Consider the following 18,542-nt stretch of genomic DNA (forward strand, 5'->3'; position numbering starts at 1 on the left):
ATTAAAAGTTTGTTGCTAATATAGTTATAAAACGCGTTCCCAGCATGAAGTAAACGTCCGTCACTATACATTAATTCCAAAGTTAACATAAAAAACTATCTTTGCAACTCCCTTGAAAAACAGGTCAGGATTAACGTAATACTCCATTTCAATTCCAAAATAATACAAAGTAATGAGTAAAGCCTTGCCAACACGAAGTGAAAACTACTCCGAATGGTACAATGAATTAGTGAAACGCGCCGACCTGGCCGAAAACTCAGCCGTGAGAGGCTGTATGGTGATCAAACCGTACGGATATTCTATCTGGGAAAAAATGCAGCGCGCGCTCGATGATATGTTCAAGGAAACAGGCCATACCAATGCCTATTTCCCGCTTTTCATCCCAAAATCGTATCTAAGCAAGGAGGCTTCACATGTGGAAGGATTTGCCAAGGAATGCGCCGTCGTGACGCATTACCGCCTCAAAAACGACCCCGACGGCAAAGGCGTGATCGTTGACCCGGAAGCGAAACTGGAAGAAGAACTGATCGTTCGTCCGACTTCGGAAACGGTGATCTGGAGCACGTATAAAAACTGGATCCAGTCGTACCGGGACCTGCCGCTGCTTATCAACCAGTGGGCCAATGTAGTGCGCTGGGAAATGCGTACACGCCTGTTCCTTCGTACAACGGAATTCCTCTGGCAGGAAGGCCACACTGCGCACTCGACTGCACAGGAGGCGATTGCAGAAACCAGGCAAATGCTGGAAGTTTATGCCCAGTTCGCCGAAGAATGGATGGCTGTACCGGTAATCAAAGGGGTAAAAACGCCTAATGAGCGGTTTGCCGGCGCCGAAGACACCTACTGTATCGAAGCCATGATGCAGGACGGGAAAGCATTGCAGGCAGGCACTTCCCACTTTTTAGGCCAGAACTTTGCCACTGCATTTGATGTGAAATTCCAGGATAAGGACGGAAAGCTCGATTACGTTTGGGGAACCTCATGGGGTGTAAGTACGCGCTTGATGGGCGCGCTCATCATGGCGCATTCCGACGACGCCGGCCTGGTGCTGCCTCCGAAGCTGGCGCCTATCCAGGTAGTGATTGTTCCGATCTACCGCAATGAGGAGCAGCTTGCGCAGATTTCAGAAAAAGTTGCTGAAATCACCAAAGATTTGAAAAAACTCGGGATCAGTGTAAAATATGATAGCAGCGATAATTTCAAACCAGGTTTCAAATTCGCGGAGTATGAATTGAAAGGCGTTCCCGTAAGGCTTGCTATGGGCGGCCGTGACCTTGAAAACGGCACGGTGGAAGTAGCGCGCCGCGATACCAAAACCAAAGAAACGGTTTCAGTTGAAGGAATCGCTATTTACATTCAGAACCTGCTTGAAGATATTCAGCAATCCATCTACAAAAAGGCGCTCACATTCCGCGAAGAGAATACCTATAAAGTGGATTCGTTTGAAGAATTCAACAATATCCTCGATACCAAAGGCGGCTTTATCCTCGCCCACTGGGACGGGACTTCCGAGACCGAAGAGAAGATCAAGGAAGAAACAAAAGCGACCATCCGCTGCATCCCGCTGAACCAGGAGGCCGAAGAGGGCGTTTGCATTTACTCGGGCAAGCCGTCGAAAGGACGTGTGATATTTGCCCGGGCATACTAATTTTCATTCTCGTGCATTCGCGCAGGTTTCACGAAAAACGTTTCGCGAATGCATTTTTTTTCAAACCATATAAAATAGAAAACCATGAGTCAGGCAAAGGCTGGTGACAAAGTGCAGGTACATTATAAAGGTACCTTGCCGGACGGACAACTTTTTGATTCCTCCGAGGGACGTGAGCCTTTGAGCTTCACATTGGGCAGCGGTCAGGTGATCAAAGGATTTGATGATGGCGTGACCGGCATGGAAATCGGCGCAAAAAAGACGATCAATATCCCTAACGAGGAAGCATATGGCCCGGTGAGCGAAGAAATGATCGTCAAATTCGATCGTGCGCAAATCCCGGCTGACATTCCGCTGGAAATCGGTGGCACATTGAATATGCATCAGGACGGCGGCCAGGTTATCCCTGTCGTTGTGAGAGAAGTGACCGAGGAGTATGTAGTGCTCGACGCGAACCATCCATTAGCGGGTCAGGACCTCATTTTTGAATTGGAACTGGTTGGTATCAACTAATAGTCCGAATATGTTTCGCGGCCGGCGATCGGGAAACCCTGATGCCGGCCGCGTTTTATTTGGCCCGGTTTCTATTCGGCCCATTTGAGGCTGAAACTTTCCGGCTTGCCTTTTGAGAGCTTGAGTAAAATCTGCCGCGCAGCAAGGTCCTGTAACATTCGTTCGGCCCTCTTCTCGGAAATATTAATGATTTTTGAAAATGTCCTGGCAGTTACCGAATCGGTTTCTTTAAGGTATGTTATCAGCGTTTTCACGTGCCGTGTAGCCAACAACTTCTCCGTTTCGCCATCGGCGCCATTGTAGAGCAGCAACCTGGGAATAGGCATGCTTTTATCCTTAACGCGGATGTAAATAATACGTTCGCCTTTCTCATTCAGCGCATGATGCGGCTTGTCTTCGCTTTCGGCAACCGTTACCCTCAAAACCTTCTTCCCGTCCAGATTCTCCGATTTGATCCGGACGACCAATTCCGGTTCAATAAGCTTCACCAGCGCCTTTTCCAGCTTTTGCAACTCCCGCAGCTCTGATTGCACGCCCATAACAGCACCATGATCGGCCACGCCGATCAACAGGTTGCCACCCGAGGTATTCGCAAATGAAACAATGGTTTTGGCAATCTTGAAAGGACTATCCACCGTCCTTTTAAACTCGATGGTAAGCCCCTCTCCTTCCTTTATTAACTGAATGATACTTTTATCCATGTATTTAAATCAACCCGTATTTTTTGCCCGGCATCGACCGGACCATCCCCTGGAATTCCAGATTCAGCAGCAGCGTAGCAAGCCGGTTCAAATGAATGCCCGACTGCCAGGCTAGCTCGTCGATCTGCATTGCTCCCCGCTGTTTTAATAGTGAAAGTACCTGGCCTTCATCCTGGGTAAAACCCTCGAAAGTCATCACCGGTTCGTCGGTAGCTAGGCCGGGGCCGGTTTCCGGCTTTCCTTTCACCCAGCCCAATGCTTCGGCCATATCTTCTACCGATGTAAAAATAGCCGCCTTATGATCACGAATCAGAAAGTTGCACCCCTCCGATTGTGGCTCGTTGATCGCGCCGGGTACTGCGAAAACCTCACGGTGGTAATTCTGCGCGAATTCCACGGTGATCAAACTTCCGCCCGTCCGCCCGGATTCCACTACGATGATAACATCACTGAGCCCTGCAATAATTCGGTTCCTGGCCGGAAATCTCATAAAATCCGGCTTGGTCCCCAACGCGCTTTCCGTAACGATCCCGCCGTTGTCCTGCATTTCAGAAGCGGTGCGTTGATGGACGGCGGGATAGATTACGTCCAGCCCGCTCGCCATCACACCCAGGGTCGCCAGGTTGTTCCGAAGGCACTGCCGGTGTGCAGTGATATCCACACCATATGCCAACCCGCTTACCCCAAGCGGTTGGTAGGGCACAAGCTCGCGAATGATATTTTCGGTAACCGACTTGCCGTACTCGCTGATTTTCCTCGTGCCTACGATCCCCACGGTACGCGGCCAGTTAAAGTCGGTATTCCCTTTTGCGTACAGGGCAATGGGCGCATCGTATAGCGGGCGAAGACGGGCAGGGTAATCCGGGTCATTGAAGAAAAGTATCTGCGTACCGGTTTTCCGGCATTCGGCCAGCTCTCTTTCAGCCATTTCCAGTGTATTCTTTCCCAAAACGGCCTTCACGATCTTGTCTCCTATACCAGGGATTTTGATCAGCTTTTTGTAATCGGCCTGGAAAACTCCGCAGGCATTGCCGCAGTAGCTGATGAGCTGGCGGATCGTCACGGCACCGATTCCGGGCGTGTGCATAAGTGCGAGGATGCAGATTTTCTCTGCGTCGGGATATGGTTGCATGGTATAGTGTGTTGGTTGAGTTTTGGACTGTCCACGTCTGGCATACATTTTGCCCATATACGTCAGCAGTTATTTTCAAAAATAATCAATAATCTGAAAACCATATATGGAAAACCTCGAAACCGAAGTAACCGAAGTAACCGAAACTGAGCAACATTATGAAGGTATGGGTGCCACCTGCCATCCTGAGGGAGTTTATTACCGCGTCTGGGCGCCACATGCCGAAAGTGTTTCGGTCATAGGAAGTTTCAATGACTGGAATGCCTCCGCCAATCCGCTTCAATCCGAAGAAAATGGTATGTGGGCTGCACTGGTTGAAAATTCAAAGGAGGGAGACGAATACAAATACCATCTCAAAACACCGGCAGGTGAACTGCTCCGCAACGATCCGTATGCTTTGAAAGTGACTAATTCTGCCGGTAATTCCGTCGTGTATAACCACGGGTCCTTCGACTGGCAGGATACCGGCTTCCAATTGCCCGGCTGGCATGAAGTGGTAATTTATGAGCTGCATGTCGGCACTTTTAATGTAAAAGAAGAAGGACAAGTCGGCACATTCTACACGGCAATCGAGCGGATTCCTTATCTGAAAGACATGGGTTTCAACGCTGTCGAACTAATGCCCTGTTCGGAATTCCCGGGCTCACGGTCATGGGGCTACAATCCGGCAAACCCCTTTGCAATAGAATCCGATTATGGTGGCCCGGATGGTTTAAAAGCATTTGTAAAGGCTGCCCACGAGGCCGGCATTGCCGTCATTCTCGATGTTGTCTACAACCACTTCGGCCCGTCAGACCTCGACCTGTGGCAGTTCGACGGCTGGCACGAGAATGATGGCGGGGGCATTTACTTTTACAATGACTGGCGCTCGGAAACCCCCTGGGGCAACACCCGCCCCGACTATGGCCGCGCAGAAGTTCGCCAATACATTCACGACAATGCGATGATGTGGCTGCGCGATTACCGCATTGACGGGTTGCGAATGGACATGGTGCCTTATATCCGAAACGTAAAAGCCAACGGCAACCCGGGTGACGATATTCCCGAAGGCATGTCCCTGGTGCAATGGATCAATAAAGACATTCGCGAGAGCTGCGGGAATTGCATTACCATTGCCGAAGACATGCATTCGCTGGACTTCATCACCAACTCGGTCGAAAATGGCGGCCTGGGCTATGGATCGCAGTGGGATGCAGAATTCGTCCACTCGGTCCGTGACGTAATCATCACGCCTAATGATCAGGACCGCAACATGGACAGCGTGGTTGCTGCCATCACCAACCGGTACAACACGGATTCATTCCAACGCATTATTTACACCGAATCGCACGACGAAGTAGCCAACGGCCAGGCGCGTGTAGCCGAAGAGATCGCCGATGGCGACGTAAACAATTGGTATTCTAAAAAACGCGCTGCATTGGGTGTTTCGTTGGTGCTCACTTCTCCGGGTATTCCAATGATTTTCCAGGGACAGCCGCTATTGGAAGACAAATGGTTTTCGGACAGTGATCCGATCGACTGGTCGAGGCTGGAAAAATTCAGCGCCTTCGCGGCTCTGCACCGTGACATCATCCATATCCGCAGAAACTGGTTCGGCGTCACCAAAGGTCTTCAAGGTCAGAACGTGGGGATCATCAGGCAGGATAATGAGAAAAAAGTAATCGTAATGCACCGCTGGGACGAAGGCGGGCCGAAAGATAGTGTTGTGGTAGCATTTAACTTCTCAACCGAAACCTTCTCTGATTACAAAGTAGGGTTTCCGCGGGCTGGTAAATGGCATCTGCGATTTAACAGCGACAATGAAAATTACGACGCCGACTTCTCCAACCTGGGCGTTTTTGACATCGAAACAATGGAAGGAGAAATGGACGGTTGCGAGCAATTCGGGTCGTTACAAATCCCGCCCTATTCGGCTTTGATCTTTTCGCAAGAAGAATAATTAAGGGAGGAGAGGAAAAATGGGGAGGAAAGGGAAGAAGGGGAGGAATGGGTGTAATACACCCTTTGCCTCCTCCCCTTCCTCCTTCCTCCCATTCCTCCCTACTCTATACTTCTAAATATTCGGTCCCAGCGGATTTTTTTAAGGAAACTTGTCGGATCGGGATCGATGGACATCCATACGAAAACTGCCTTTCCGACGATATGGTCTGCGGGCACAAAACCCCAATAGCGCGAGTCGGCCGAATCGTGGCGGTTATCCCCCATCATGAAATAGTAATCCTGTTTAAATGTATAATGGCTAATCTGTTTACCCCCGATGGTGATTTTGCTTTTCTGCACCACGACGTTTCCATTACCGTCAAAACTCCGGATAATATCGCCGTAAAGTGCGATGGTAACCTCGGTCAATGGAACGGTCATTCCGGCCTTGGGCACTACAATGGGTCCGTAATTGTCTTTGTTCCAGTCAGTGGCGTCACTGGCCGGAAATAGGTAGGGCTCTTTCAAACCTTTTTGCATAAACACAGGCTCCACGCGCTTTACGAAATCATAGGTTTTCAGCTTCCCGGCCAGCGCCTCAGTCGTTTTCACCAGATAACCCGGCTCGTCGTTGGCTGCAATGGTGTCGCCAAATGTCTCGGTAAACTGCGAATAAGAGACAATACCATTCTTCCGAAACACATTTTCTTCATTCACAGCCGTTTTCACGGAAACAAAATACTCGTTCTGCATGCGTGGGGGCGACGATTGCGCCTGCCCGTTCACATAGACCTGCCCCAGCCGGACTTCCAGCCTATCGCCCGGAATGCCGACACACCGTTTAATGTAATTCGAACGCAGATCGGTCGGATGTGGGTGCAGATCGGGTAGTACATTGCTGTACTTCTGATAGGTGTCAGAATGTTCGACCGGCAAATAAAAGACGACAACATCACCATTTTTCACCTTTGTAAAACCAGGCAATCGGTACTGTGGAAGCTTAATCCAGTCAAGGTAGGACGGGATGCTCGTGCCCCAAATGGTCTGATGCGTCAGCGGAATCTGCAATGGTGTTACCGGCGTGGTAGTCCCATAATGCAACCTGCTCACAAAAAGATAGTCGCCGACAAGCAGACTATTCTCCATCGAGGGCGTCGGTATCACAAACGCACTGAAAAAAAGCCACCGGATTAGCGTTGCCGCGACAACGGCGAACAATACCGAGTCAAACCACTCACGAAAAGCGGATTTCTTTTTGGGCGTGCTGGTGGGTTTTGAAATTGTTTGTGTGAGTGGCATAGGTGCTGTCTTTTAACGTCTTCATTTCAACCGCAATATACCCCTAAACCTAATAACACGAAAAACATTATATATTATTATTTTATATATATTAATCAAAAAGAAAGGGAAGAACAATGAGTTCTTCCCTTTCCGCCTTTCTATTTGAATGCTTAGTTGATCACCCTGAAAATACGGCTCCAACGGATCTTATTGAAGAAACTGGTCGGATTGGGATCGATGGACATCCAGACAAACACCGCCTTGCCTACGATGTGATCCATCGGCACGAAGCCCCAGTAGCGCGAATCGGCCGAGTTATGACGGTTATCCCCCATCATAAAGTAATAATCCTGTTTGAAGGTATAGGCTGTGATAGGTTTCCCACCCACTTTTACCGATTTTTCATCTACCACCACATCCTCGTTATCCTCGTAATTTTTGATAACAGGCCCGTACATGGCCACGTTTTCCGGAGTCAGCTGAACGGTCATACCCTCCTTTGGAACGGTAATCGGGCCATAGTTGTCACGGTTCCATTTAAAAAGCGATGAATTTGGGTACAACATCGGCTCGGTGATATCTTTCGGCGATTTGACAAGGGTGATGCTCTTCACAAAATCGTAGGTTTTGAGTTTTGCTGCGATCTCCGTAGTTGTAAAAACCAGGTACCCCATTTGCTCGTTGCCCTTGATCGTGTCATTATCGCCTTCCGTATAGGTATTGAATTCAGAAACACCGTTTTCGCGGAAAACTTTTTCTTCATTGACGGCAGTTGTCGTAGCCACGAAGTATTCATTTTCCATTCGCACAGGGTTTTCCATCGCCTGTCCGTTGGCGTATACCTGCAAATCTCGCACTTCCACCTTGTCGCCGGGAAGACCGACGCAACGTTTAATGTAATTGGTTTTCAGGTCAACCGGATGCTGCAATTCGGGCGGGTAGTTGAATACCACTACATCGCCTCTTTTCACTTCGCTGAACCCCGGCAGGCGGTATTGAGGCAGCTGGATCAGGCTCGTATAGGAAGGGATATTAGTACCCCAGATCGTCTGGTGCGTGAGCGGAACCTGCAAAGGCGTTTTCGGCGTGCGGGTACCATAATGCAGCTTGCTCACGAAAAGGAAATCGCCTACCAGCAGGCTATTCTCCATCGAAGGCGTCGGAATGGTAAATGCTTCAAAAAACAGCCAACGGATCAGGGTTGCGGCGACTACCGCGAACAAAATGGAGTCAAACCACTCCCGTGCCGGTGACTTTTTCTTTTTGGATTCAACTGAACTGGAAGTCAACTCTTTATTAACAGCCATGCGATGATTGATAGTTAGATACTTTAAATTTTGAGGAGATCGTTCATTCCGAACACCCCGAATTTACCCGGAAGCCATTCGGCAGCCACCACAGCGCCCAGAGCGAAACCCTGACGGTTATGGGCCGTGTGTGATATTTCAATGGTGTCCACTTCCGATTCGTAACGAACGATGTGGGTGCCGGGGACTTCGCCGCGCCGCTCAGCGAGGATCTGCAGGTAACCTTCCTCATTATCAGGGGCCAGCTTCCAGCCGTCGACATTTCCGATCTCTTCCACAATACCTTCTGCAAGCGTAATGGCAGTTCCGCTCGGGGCATCAAGCTTGTGAATGTGATGAACTTCGGTCATCGAGCTCTGGTATTCGTGCCCGTTCATCAGCCGCGCCAGCATACGGTTGAGCCGGAAGAAAAGGTTTACGCCAATACTATAATTGGATGCGTAGAAAAAGGACCCTGATTGCGCTTTGCAAAGTGCCTCTACTTCGCTGCGATGATTGAGCCAGCCCGTGGTGCCACACACGATCGGCCAGCCTTTTTTGAGGCAATAAATGATATTTTCAAAAGCGGATTCCGGTGAGCTGAACTCGATTGCTACATCTACATCGCCGGTTTCCAGCTTGTCCATGTCCGCACGGTTTTGCACATCAATCTTACCAACGATCGAATGGCCACGCTCAATGGCGATCTGTTCGATCGTTTTCCCCATTTTTCCGTACCCCAGTAATAGTATTCTCATTAATCTGTTATTTGAAATCAGTACTCTGTTAAATCACTTTATATTAAAAACCAGACGCACGCCCGGCGTCGGGGTTTGCATCAACGGCTGATTTAGCTTCGGGCTCACATTCAAAGTCAGATCGTCCGAAAGATCGAATGTCTTCAAATGGGCGGCCACGTTGGCCTCGATGATCGACAGCGTGTAGATCAGGCCCGTGACAATGATAGCAAAGCCGCGGTTGCGGCGCCAGTAGTTCTTCCCCCGCACAACCTGGCTTTCGTATGCCATTTGATATTCGCTGCTCGTATTAAGAAGATTGCGTACCCGCACCTGCACCTGTGCATCATCGCCTTCCAGTCCCTTCCGCCGCTTTCCTTTATCGGGCCCATCCAGAATATAGAACGACTTATAGGCGCTCAGATAATCGTGGTATTTGACCGTATTCAGATAATAGGTGTAAAGCCCTCCTCCGAGCGCCAGGTATACAATAGGCGCTTTCCAGTAGTCCCGGTTGTAAAGTTGGCCCGCTCCCGGAATCAGCGCCAGCCGCGTCGCCGTTTTGGGCACTGGCATCCACTTTTTTTTAACTTTCTTTAACGAATCTGTAAGGGCCAAAGTCGTGCTATCCAATGCGACGGCCGGTGATTTCCCGGTTTTCAAGCTATCTTTTTTACTCTCCGTCTGCGCTGCGATCCGACCTGAAAACAGCAAAACCAACCCTAACAAAACCCAGTTTTTCACCCTTTATTTAAATTTCAGTGTTTCTAAAATCTTTTTCAGTTCGTCCTGAGAGCCAAAAGGGATCTTGATTTCGCCTTTGTGCTCGTCATTACTCTTAACAGACACTTTTGCCCCAAAAAAGGACGAAAGCTGGAACTGTAACGACTTTATTTCCTGATTAATTGTCGGCTGCTTTTTGGACTCGCTTGGTACATTGCTCATCATTCCGAGCTTGCGCACCTCGTCTTCTACCTTCCTCACCGACCACCCTTCTTCAATGATCTGGTTGAAAATTTTGAGCTGGCTCTGATCGCTGTTGATCGTAATCAGCGCCCGGGCGTGGCCCATACTGATCTTATCGTCGCGCAAAGAAGCCTGAATCACCGGCGGTAGTTTGAGCAACCGGATATAGTTGTTGACCGTCGTGCGGTTCTTGCCTACACGTGCGCCGAGTTCTTCCTGTTTCAGGCTGCATTCAAGGATCAGCCGCTGGTAGCTCAATGCAATCTCGATCGCATTCAGGTTCTCGCGCTGGATGTTTTCAATCAGGGCCATTTCCAGCATTTGCTGGTCATTGGCTGTGCGGATGTAGGCGGGAATGGTCCTCATTCCCAACGAACGGGATGCCTGCAAACGGCGCTCTCCGGAAATCAGCTGATAGGTATCTTCCGAAAGCTGGCGTACCGTAATCGGTTGGATGATCCCTTGCACGCGTATCGAATCGGCAAGCTCATCCAGTGATTCCTGGTCGAACTTCGTCCGTGGCTGGTATGGATTCGCCTCGATCTGGCTCACGTCGATCTCGTTCATCGAACCGATAACTTCGGTCGGCGAAATGCGTGTACTGGTCCTTGGCGGGTTAATCTTCTCGGAGTCCTGCAAAAGAGCGCCTAGCCCTCTTCCCAGTCCGGTCATTTTTTTCGTCTTGCTGCTATTCTCCATTGCCTGTTCGTACTATCGTGATCAGTTCACTCTGTCGGAAGAGAGCAAACCGTTTTTACTGAGAATCTCTCTTGCAAGGTTCAGGTAGCTAACGGCCCCTTTGCTGTCCGAATCCTGCGCCATGACAGGGATTCCGAAGCTGGGTGCCTCACTGATACGTACGTTACGAGGTATAATGGTATTGAAAACAAGAGATTCGAAGTGGTTGGTAACTTCTGTCACCACCTGGTTGGACAGACGCAGGCGCAGGTCATACATCGTCAGCAGTATGCCCTCGATAACAAGGTCGGTATTCAGCCGGGACTGGATGATTGTGATGGTGTTCAGCAACTTACCCAGGCCCTCCAACGCAAAATACTCGCATTGTACCGGAATGATCACCGAATCGGCAGCGGTAAGGCTGTTAATCGTGATAAGGCCCAGCGAAGGAGAGCAGTCGATGATGATAAAGTCGTACTCGTCGCGCACCTCTGCGATAGCGTCCTTCATCCTGTGCTCACGGTTTTTGAGATTGATCATCTCAATCTCGGCCCCTACCAGGTCGATATGAGACGGCAGCAGATTCAGATTTGGAAAATCGGTTTGCAGGATAATCTCCGAAGTTTTCGCCTGCTCGACCATGCATTCGTAAATGCTGTTTTCCATCTCCTGCGGATTGAACCCGAGCCCAGACGTTGAGTTGGCCTGCGGGTCGGCATCGATAATGAGTGTGCGGAATTCAAGCGCAGCCAAACTGGCCGCCAGGTTAATAGCAGTGGTAGTTTTCCCTACTCCTCCTTTTTGGTTTGCAATTGCAATGACTTTGCCCATGTATTCATTTGAGTTACCAATGTCAAATTTCTGTTATTCGGGGCAATCTACCAAAGAATGTTCCACGGAGTTTTCAAGAAAACACTTATAATACTGAAAATCAGATTTTTAAATGATATTATTATTTAATTAAAAATAATTTGGACTCAGAAAAGAGCCGATGTTTCACGCCCACACCTGCGTACCTTCCGTACAGTTCTTGCACATCTCTATCTCTGAACGAGATCTGATCAGCGAAGCACGGAAGTCGCGGTACTTCTTGCCCTTCCAAAGCTGGCGGAAGGTCGAGGTTTTCATATCGCCGAGCTTATACTCGGCATCCTTATCAAAACAGCAGGGCACCACGGCGCCATCCCAGGTGATCACGCACGAATGCCACATTTTCCAGCAATGGTCTACGAATTTGTTTTTGATCGAATAGCTGCCATTCTCTTGTTTCTGGTAGCGCGAGTATTTCTCTATGGTCGGGATCAGCTCCGAACCTTCCTCGTAGTCATAGATCTGAGCGGTTTTAAGCCCGACTTCGTCTACACCCATTTCTTCGGCCAGCTTTTTTACGTCCTCTATCTGGTGTTCATTGGGCTTCACGACAAGGAACTGGAATATCACATGCGGGGTAGCAGACTTTAATTCTTTCTTCCATTTAATGATGTTACGCGTCCCTTCCAGGACTTTTTCCAGGTTTCCGCCGACACGGTACTGCTGATAAACATCCTGCGTAGTGCCGTCGATGGAAATAATGAGACGGTCGAGACCCGATTCCACTGTTTTGCGTGCCTTCTCGTCGGTCAGGTAATGCGCATTGGTGGAAGTAGCGGTGTAAATGCCCTTGTCATGCGCGTATCTCACCAGCTCAAAAAACTTGGGGTGCAAATAGGGCTCGCCCTGGAAGTAGAATATCAAATATAATAAGGTATCACCCAGCTCGTCGATCGTTCTTTTGTATAACTTTTCCTCCATCATGCCCGTCGGGCGCGTGAATGAGCGCAGGCCGCTGGGGCATTCGGGGCAGCGAAGGTTACAGGATGTGGTGGGTTCGAAAGAAATGGCGATCGGCATTCCCCAATGCACCGGATTTCCTGTTGCTTTGGAATAAAAATAGCTCCCCAATATCTGCACCGCATTCCAGGCACGCTTCACTGTCACCTTCGACATCAGGTTCAGGCCATCCTTAAAATTCTTGTTCATATGCTGTGCATTAAGCGATCGGTTCGCGCCTACCGGCCTGATGATCAATTCAAATAGCGTTGATAATTACAATACAGCGATTCCGGTGGTGTACTTGATCTCGGAAATTACGAAATAACTGCTGATGTGTAACACGCTGGACAGGGCAGAAAGTTTATGTTGGTAAAACTGGTTGTAAGCCTCGCCATCCTCGACAACCACTTTCAGCATGTAATCGAAGTTACCCGAAACGACCGAGCATTCGAGCACCTCGGGCATTTTAACGACAGCCTGGTTGAAGTCTTCAAAGCTTTCCTTCCGTTGTTTATCCAGTGTGACGTTGCAGTACACCACCAGGCTTTTACCCAGTTTCCGGCGATTGAGCAAGCACACATATTTATCTATAAAACCCTCTTTTTCAAGCTTTCGGATACGCTCGTGCACCGGGGTGACCGATAAATTGATCTTACTGGCGATCTCTTTGATCGTCATTTGCGCATTCTGCTGTAACAAGTCCAGAATTTTGCGATCGGTCTGGTCAGGCTGCATAAAGTATTTTTTGTGGCCGTATATAGGCTGTGAACGTTCCCGGGAGAAATTTTTCTTACACACCGGCCTAAAAATAGTTTTCTTTTCTGTCTTTTCTGGGCCTTATAGTATGTTTTTCTGTCAAAAATTAATTTTGAATCATTAATCTAAACTATATAAACACTTACATACCGATGATCATTGGTGTCCCCAAAGAAATTAAAAACAACGAGAACCGGGTAGCTTTAACGCCCGCAGGAGTCACAGAGCTGCGTAAGCACGGACACACAGTGTACGTGCAGGCAGAGGCAGGCAAAAGCAGCGGTTTTACCGACGACCAGTACACACAGGCAGGCGCCAGCATTCTCCCAACCATCGAAGAGGTTTACGGCATTGCCGAAATGATCATCAAGGTCAAAGAACCCATTGAAAGTGAGTACCCGCTAATTAAGGAGAACCAGCTCCTGTTCACCTACTTCCATTTCGCTTCCTCGGAACCCCTTACCCACGCCATGATCGGGCGCAAAGCAGTTTGCCTCGCTTATGAAACAGTTGAAAAAACAGATCGTAGCCTGCCTTTGCTCGTGCCGATGAGCGAGGTCGCAGGACGCATGGCTATCCAGGAAGGAGCCAAATATCTGGAAAAACCAATGGGTGGCTTCGGAATCCTGCTTGGTGGTGTAGCCGGCGTAAAACCGGCGAATGTACTCGTGCTCGGTGGCGGGATCGTAGGAACCCAATCGGCGAAAATGGCGGCAGGACTAGGGGCAAACGTAACGATCGTCGATATCAGCCTGGCGCGCCTGCGTTACCTGGAAGATATCATGCCGGCCAACGTGGACACGGTAATGTCCAATGAATACAACATACGCGAACTGATCCAGAGTGCCAACCTCATTATCGGCGGCGTGCTGATTCCGGGCGCCAAAGCGCCATCGCTAATTACCCGCGATATGCTCAAATTAATGAAACCGGGAACAGTGATGGTGGATGTGGCCATCGACCAGGGCGGCTGCTTCGAAACCTCCAAAGCTACAACGCACGAGCATCCGATCTACGAAGTCGACGGTGTCGTACATTACTGTGTCGCGAACATGCCCGGTGCTGTTCCTTATACCTCCACACTGGCGCTGACCAACGCTACCCTCCCCTATGCATTGCAACTGGCCAACCAGGGCTGGAAGCAGGCTTGCTCGGCCAATGAGGAGCTCCGCAAAGGCCTAAATGTCGTTCACGGAAAAGTAGTATTTAAAGGCGTCGCCGAAGCCTGGCATTTGCCTTATACAGACGTAAAAGAATTATTCTGAATCAGCAAACCTGACTAGATAAACCCGGTCGTCTTTGACGCGCCGGGTTTTTGTTTTCTAAAAATATTACAATTAATTTCTCAAAGGCTTTGCGATTTTAAATTATTGTCCTTACTTTTGCGACACATTTTGAAGGAACATCCGTTCGCTTCTCTGCTTCATAAACGGTCTAGTACATTTAGATCACCTGCCAGCCTCAAATTTTGTCCCGGCTGGACCTACCGTTCACATGCAGAGCCCCACGGATGGTTGTGGTGGGCTTTGCGCGATCCCTTTCAATTTTTACGATTAAAACCGGAATACCGGTGATGTGGTCCAATTTCATTGGAACTAATGCATATGCTAGGCTTACCCCTGGGATCATTGCGTTATTGCTGCCATAGTCGCTTTTCCGGAACATCCGTTCGATTCAAGAATTAATACTAAAAGCAATAGAATGACTACTGAAACTTTTGAAACCTTCGAAGAGCTTGGACTCAACGAAAACATCCTGAAAGCCTTGCAAGAAATGGGTTTTGTAAAACCCTCCCCGATACAGGCACAGGGAATCCCCGCAGTTATGCAGGGTTCTGACGTAATTGGTCAGGCCCAGACCGGTACCGGTAAAACCGCGGCATTCGGTATTCCCGTGCTGGAAAGAATAGACACTTCCAACAACGCAGTACAAGCCCTGATCCTTTGTCCAACCCGTGAGCTTGCCGTTCAGGTGTCTGAGGAAATCGGCCGTTTAGCCAAATATTTGCGTGGCGTACGCATCGAGGCCATTTATGGTGGAGATTCGATCGACCGTCAGATACGCTCCCTGAAAAAAGGGGTACATATAGTAGTGGGAACTCCGGGCCGCGTAATGGACCACATGGAGCGCCGCACCTTGAAATTCGATGAAGTACGCATGATGGTACTCGATGAGGCTGACGAAATGCTCGATATGGGCTTCCGTGAGGATATCGAGAGCATCTTGGCAGACATGCCGGAAGATCGCCAGACGATCCTTTTCTCGGCAACGATGTCGAAACCCATCATGTCGATCACCAAACGCTTCCTGAATGACCCTACTTTGATCAAAGTCGTTCGCAACGAGCTGACCAACCAGAATATCGAGCAGGTTTACTTCGAGGTTAAGCCGCAGGCAAAAGTCGAGGTGATGACCCGTCTGATCGATATGCACCACCTTAAATCCCTGCTGGTTTTCTGTAATACCAAACGCAAGGTAGATGAGATCGTGGAAGACCTGCAATTGCGCGGATATGCCTCAGAAGGCATCCACGGCGACCTTCGCCAGCAACAACGCAGCAATGTAATGAGCAAATTCAAGGCGGGCGTTACTACCATTTTGGTTGCGACCGACGTGGCGGCCCGTGGTATCGACGTAAGCGGACTGGATGGCGTGATCAACTACGACATTCCGATGGACGAAGAATATTACGTACACCGTATCGGACGTACAGGCCGTGCGGGAATGTCCGGAAAGGCATTCTCACTTGTGGCTCGTGACGAAAAATACCGTCTGAAATCCATTGAAGGCTATACCAAAGTTAAAATCGAAAAAGGTGTTATCCCTTCTTTCGAAGACATCGTGGGTATCCGTAAGGCTCGTTTTGTGGAGAATATTTCAACCGCTATCAAAGAAAACGCCGATCAGGAACTGTATAACGATGTACTTGAAATGCTACACCACAGCGGCTTCTCGACCGAGCAGATCGTAGGCGCAATGGCAAAGCAGATCATGGGCGTTCAGAAGAACGAATATGCTGACAGCAACCTCGCATGGGAAGAACGTCGCAGCGATCGTCGTGAAGGCGGCACTGACCGTTACGCCAAAACCGATCGTCGTGAAGGCGGAAGCCGTTTTGGTGACCGTCGCGAAAGTGGAAGTCGCTTCGGTGACCGTGGCGGAGACCGCGGAGGTGATCGTTTCGCCCGTGGCGGTGAGCGTGGTGCAGAGCGCGAACGCCGTCCATCGGCTCCCGAGGCAGGTATGACCCGTTTGTTCCTGAGCCTTGGCCGCAAAGACCACATCATGCCGAAAGACATTGTTGGGGCCATCGCCGGCGAAGCGAACATTCCCGGAAAAACCATCGGTGCGATCGACATTTATGACAAGTTTACATTCGTAGATGTACCTGAGCGCGATGCACGCGCAGTATTGCGGGCGATGGATGGCAACACCATCAAAGGCAAACCGGTGCAAATCGACATTGCAAAATAAATTCTGACAACAATTAGTGCGAAAAGGGACTTGTAAAAAGGTCCCTTTTTCGTTTATTTTCAGCCATGCAAAACAACGAACAACTCGAAGTATGGCTCCGCGGGCCACTGCCCGAAATACCCGATCTGCTTCAACCTGTGGCGCACGCATTATTGCAGGCGCGCGAGGAGTTGGGCATTTTCAGCAATACATTCCCCTCAAAGTTACTTTGGGAAAAACCGGCGAACGTCGCGTCGGTGGGTTTCCATTTGCAGCACCTAGCGGGCGTACTCGACCGCCTCTTCACCTACGCGCGCGAGGAATCGCTGAGTGAAAGTCAGATGGCGTACCTTAAAAACGAGGGAAAGGAGCCATTTGAAGATTGCACCTACAATCATTTGCTTGATCAGTTCAGCTTTCAGCTGGAAATAGCATTGTCGCAGCTCCGCCAAACTAATCCGGACACATTGACTGAAATACGCTACGTAGGACGCGCCATGGTACCTTCAACGCATCTGGGACTGCTTTTCCACGCAGCCGAGCATACCCAACGCCACGTGGGCCAACTTTTGGTGACCGCCAAGGTGCTGATTACCGGGCCAAACGATTGATTCTCGGACAGATCGCCTTCATGATTGCTAGCTAGTTGTCCGGCTCGGGTCGCACATTCAGGAGCCGCTGTAACCAGTTCTGCTCTTCGTTGGTTTCTGCATTTTGCCCGAGGCTATCGGCTACGGCATTCGTCAGCGGGCCAAGGTCCGGCTGGCCGGCATTCACCCAACAAGTGTACCAGATATCACCCACCATCTGCACCGAAGCCCGCATACGCCTTTCTACCTGACCCGCCAGCATCCGGTGGTATTTCTCGGAAAATTCGCGTGAGTGCGTCCGCGTAAGGACATTGTTCCGAAGCTCGAAGCTGTATTTTTTGTCGGCTTGGGGTGTTTCTGTGAGCTGTTTTTCAAAAAGCAACACCGAATCCATCGCCAAATGGGACGCTGCGACCGTCTTCCAGATGTCTTCGGCAATATTCTTCCTGTACATGGCCGGACCAAGCCACATATCATACTGCCCGCCGAAAAGCTCCGGAAGCCGGGACTCCCAGAAGCCATGAATGCCCTCCTGCCCTGTGAGCTGGCCATTGTAATTGCGCGTGGTATGTAGCGGCACATGCGCGTCGGCAATGTAATGGCCGAGATCCGCGGAGATGCGCAGAATGCAGAAAGTATTCTTCTGCTTGAATGCGGTTGTCAATTGTGCGGCCGTTACCTGAACATGCCAGGGCACAATTCCGTGTTTGCCCAGACTATCCTCTCCTATTTTCCTTACGGCAGCCTGCCAATCCCTGGGAAGCATGGTGAGCGCACTGTCGCCATAGGCATCCAGGTCAATAAAGTGGCGCTCGGCTTCACCAGGCACGGCGTACCTGCGTTTGTCGGGATTCACTGCATTCTCAGAAAGGTAATCAATGTACTTTTTGTAGAAGCCCTGCATTTCAGCCGGTAGCCGGAAAACAGCCAAACGGTTGATCCGTTTGTGTGCCCAGAAGCCCCAATAGGTTTTTAAGCCACAAAAAAGCATCAGACCAGCCATCATTACGCTGAAATTCAGTACAAATCTGAAAAAAAACGGTTTTTTTTCAGATTTTTTTTGCCCTTG

Annotated in this window: 17 protein-coding genes; 6 read left to right on the forward strand and 11 right to left on the reverse strand. The window is 49.7% G+C overall.

What is annotated here, in order from left to right; translation table 11 throughout:
• Positions 1-172: 172 nt before the first annotated feature.
• A complete protein-coding gene (proS, locus tag AAHB90_RS13950; RefSeq protein ID WP_342085812.1) occupies positions 173-1,648 on the forward strand; it encodes a proline--tRNA ligase in 1,476 nt (491 codons plus the stop codon).
• A gap of 84 nt (positions 1,649-1,732) precedes the next feature.
• On the forward strand, positions 1,733-2,161 hold the full coding sequence (locus AAHB90_RS13955; RefSeq protein ID WP_342085813.1) for an FKBP-type peptidyl-prolyl cis-trans isomerase: 429 nt from the start codon (positions 1,733-1,735) through the stop codon (positions 2,159-2,161).
• 71 nt (positions 2,162-2,232) lie between these two features.
• On the opposite strand, the gene AAHB90_RS13960 is transcribed toward AAHB90_RS13955, so the two are convergent.
• Together AAHB90_RS13960 and dprA are read right to left on the reverse strand one after the other, a co-directional pair.
• Positions 2,233-2,862, reverse strand: coding sequence for an AlbA family DNA-binding domain-containing protein (locus AAHB90_RS13960; RefSeq protein ID WP_342085814.1), 630 nt, complete (start codon positions 2,860-2,862; stop codon positions 2,233-2,235).
• Positions 2,863-2,866: 4 nt separating this feature from the next.
• Entirely contained in the window at positions 2,867-3,994 is a 1,128-nt protein-coding gene (gene dprA / locus AAHB90_RS13965; protein ID WP_342085815.1) for a DNA-processing protein DprA, read from the reverse strand.
• A 106-nt stretch (positions 3,995-4,100) separates the two neighbouring features.
• On the opposite strand from dprA, the gene AAHB90_RS13970 reads away from it, so the two are divergent.
• Entirely contained in the window at positions 4,101-5,933 is a 1,833-nt protein-coding gene (locus tag AAHB90_RS13970) for an alpha-amylase family glycosyl hydrolase (RefSeq protein ID WP_342085816.1), read from the forward strand.
• 101 nt (positions 5,934-6,034) lie between these two features.
• Here the strand turns inward: AAHB90_RS13970 and lepB (AAHB90_RS13975) are convergent, their stop codons facing one another.
• From lepB (AAHB90_RS13975) to AAHB90_RS14010, 8 genes are all read right to left on the reverse strand, one after another.
• On the reverse strand, positions 6,035-7,213 hold the full coding sequence (gene lepB, locus AAHB90_RS13975) for a signal peptidase I (protein ID WP_342085817.1): 1,179 nt from the start codon (positions 7,211-7,213) through the stop codon (positions 6,035-6,037).
• A gap of 152 nt (positions 7,214-7,365) precedes the next feature.
• Positions 7,366-8,502: a signal peptidase I gene (gene lepB, locus AAHB90_RS13980; protein WP_342085818.1), complete on the reverse strand. Its 1,137-nt coding sequence runs from the start codon at positions 8,500-8,502 to the stop codon at positions 7,366-7,368.
• A 23-nt stretch (positions 8,503-8,525) separates the two neighbouring features.
• Entirely contained in the window at positions 8,526-9,239 is a 714-nt protein-coding gene (gene dapB / locus AAHB90_RS13985; RefSeq protein ID WP_342085819.1) for a 4-hydroxy-tetrahydrodipicolinate reductase, read from the reverse strand.
• Positions 9,240-9,272: 33 nt separating this feature from the next.
• Positions 9,273-9,962, reverse strand: coding sequence for a DUF5683 domain-containing protein (locus tag AAHB90_RS13990; protein ID WP_342085820.1), 690 nt, complete (start codon positions 9,960-9,962; stop codon positions 9,273-9,275).
• A gap of 3 nt (positions 9,963-9,965) precedes the next feature.
• Complete coding sequence (locus AAHB90_RS13995) at positions 9,966-10,883, reverse strand: ParB/RepB/Spo0J family partition protein (protein ID WP_342085821.1); 918 nt, start codon at positions 10,881-10,883, stop codon at positions 9,966-9,968.
• Between the two features lie 21 nt (positions 10,884-10,904).
• Positions 10,905-11,693, reverse strand: coding sequence for a ParA family protein (locus tag AAHB90_RS14000; protein ID WP_342085822.1), 789 nt, complete (start codon positions 11,691-11,693; stop codon positions 10,905-10,907).
• Between the two features lie 165 nt (positions 11,694-11,858).
• Positions 11,859-12,881 carry an SPASM domain-containing protein gene (locus tag AAHB90_RS14005; protein ID WP_342085823.1) on the reverse strand — a complete coding sequence of 341 codons (1,023 nt, stop codon included), beginning with the start codon at positions 12,879-12,881 and terminating at the stop codon, positions 11,859-11,861.
• A 66-nt stretch (positions 12,882-12,947) separates the two neighbouring features.
• A complete protein-coding gene (locus AAHB90_RS14010) occupies positions 12,948-13,409 on the reverse strand; it encodes an Lrp/AsnC family transcriptional regulator (RefSeq protein WP_342085824.1) in 462 nt (153 codons plus the stop codon).
• 173 nt (positions 13,410-13,582) lie between these two features.
• On the opposite strand from AAHB90_RS14010, the gene ald reads away from it, so the two are divergent.
• The 3 genes from ald (at position 13,583) to AAHB90_RS14025 (ending at position 17,494) form a co-directional block, all read left to right on the forward strand.
• Positions 13,583-14,695 carry an alanine dehydrogenase gene (gene ald, locus AAHB90_RS14015; RefSeq protein WP_342085825.1) on the forward strand — a complete coding sequence of 371 codons (1,113 nt, stop codon included), beginning with the start codon at positions 13,583-13,585 and terminating at the stop codon, positions 14,693-14,695.
• 436 nt (positions 14,696-15,131) lie between these two features.
• Positions 15,132-16,904: a DEAD/DEAH box helicase gene (locus tag AAHB90_RS14020; RefSeq protein ID WP_342085826.1), complete on the forward strand. Its 1,773-nt coding sequence runs from the start codon at positions 15,132-15,134 to the stop codon at positions 16,902-16,904.
• 65 nt (positions 16,905-16,969) lie between these two features.
• Positions 16,970-17,494 carry a DinB family protein gene (locus tag AAHB90_RS14025; protein WP_342085827.1) on the forward strand — a complete coding sequence of 175 codons (525 nt, stop codon included), beginning with the start codon at positions 16,970-16,972 and terminating at the stop codon, positions 17,492-17,494.
• A gap of 31 nt (positions 17,495-17,525) precedes the next feature.
• Here AAHB90_RS14025 and AAHB90_RS14030 read toward each other — a convergent pair whose 3' ends face one another.
• Complete coding sequence (locus tag AAHB90_RS14030) at positions 17,526-18,479, reverse strand: zinc dependent phospholipase C family protein (protein WP_342085828.1); 954 nt, start codon at positions 18,477-18,479, stop codon at positions 17,526-17,528.
• Between the last annotated feature and the right edge of the window lie 63 nt (positions 18,480-18,542).

The sequence above is a fragment of the Dyadobacter sp. OTU695 genome, from assembly GCF_038440355.1.
Lineage (GTDB): Bacteria > Bacteroidota > Bacteroidia > Cytophagales > Spirosomataceae > Dyadobacter.

Coding starts and splice junctions, on each gene's coding strand:
- dapB (WP_342085819.1), bottom strand. CDS start 9,239: ATGAGAATACTATTACTGGGGTACGGAAAAATGGGGAAAACGATCGAA.
- AAHB90_RS14000 (WP_342085822.1), bottom strand. CDS start 11,693: ATGGGCAAAGTCATTGCAATTGCAAACCAAAAAGGAGGAGTAGGGAAA.
- AAHB90_RS14020 (WP_342085826.1), top strand. CDS start 15,132: ATGACTACTGAAACTTTTGAAACCTTCGAAGAGCTTGGACTCAACGAA.
- AAHB90_RS13970 (WP_342085816.1), top strand. CDS start 4,101: ATGGAAAACCTCGAAACCGAAGTAACCGAAGTAACCGAAACTGAGCAA.
- AAHB90_RS13995 (WP_342085821.1), bottom strand. CDS start 10,883: ATGGAGAATAGCAGCAAGACGAAAAAAATGACCGGACTGGGAAGAGGG.
- lepB (WP_342085817.1), bottom strand. CDS start 7,213: ATGCCACTCACACAAACAATTTCAAAACCCACCAGCACGCCCAAAAAG.
- AAHB90_RS14010 (WP_342085824.1), bottom strand. CDS start 13,409: ATGCAGCCTGACCAGACCGATCGCAAAATTCTGGACTTGTTACAGCAG.
- lepB (WP_342085818.1), bottom strand. CDS start 8,502: ATGGCTGTTAATAAAGAGTTGACTTCCAGTTCAGTTGAATCCAAAAAG.
- dprA (WP_342085815.1), bottom strand. CDS start 3,994: ATGCAACCATATCCCGACGCAGAGAAAATCTGCATCCTCGCACTTATG.
- AAHB90_RS14005 (WP_342085823.1), bottom strand. CDS start 12,881: ATGAACAAGAATTTTAAGGATGGCCTGAACCTGATGTCGAAGGTGACA.
- AAHB90_RS14025 (WP_342085827.1), top strand. CDS start 16,970: ATGCAAAACAACGAACAACTCGAAGTATGGCTCCGCGGGCCACTGCCC.
- AAHB90_RS14030 (WP_342085828.1), bottom strand. CDS start 18,479: ATGATGGCTGGTCTGATGCTTTTTTGTGGCTTAAAAACCTATTGGGGC.
- proS (WP_342085812.1), top strand. CDS start 173: ATGAGTAAAGCCTTGCCAACACGAAGTGAAAACTACTCCGAATGGTAC.
- AAHB90_RS13955 (WP_342085813.1), top strand. CDS start 1,733: ATGAGTCAGGCAAAGGCTGGTGACAAAGTGCAGGTACATTATAAAGGT.
- AAHB90_RS13960 (WP_342085814.1), bottom strand. CDS start 2,862: ATGGATAAAAGTATCATTCAGTTAATAAAGGAAGGAGAGGGGCTTACC.
- ald (WP_342085825.1), top strand. CDS start 13,583: ATGATCATTGGTGTCCCCAAAGAAATTAAAAACAACGAGAACCGGGTA.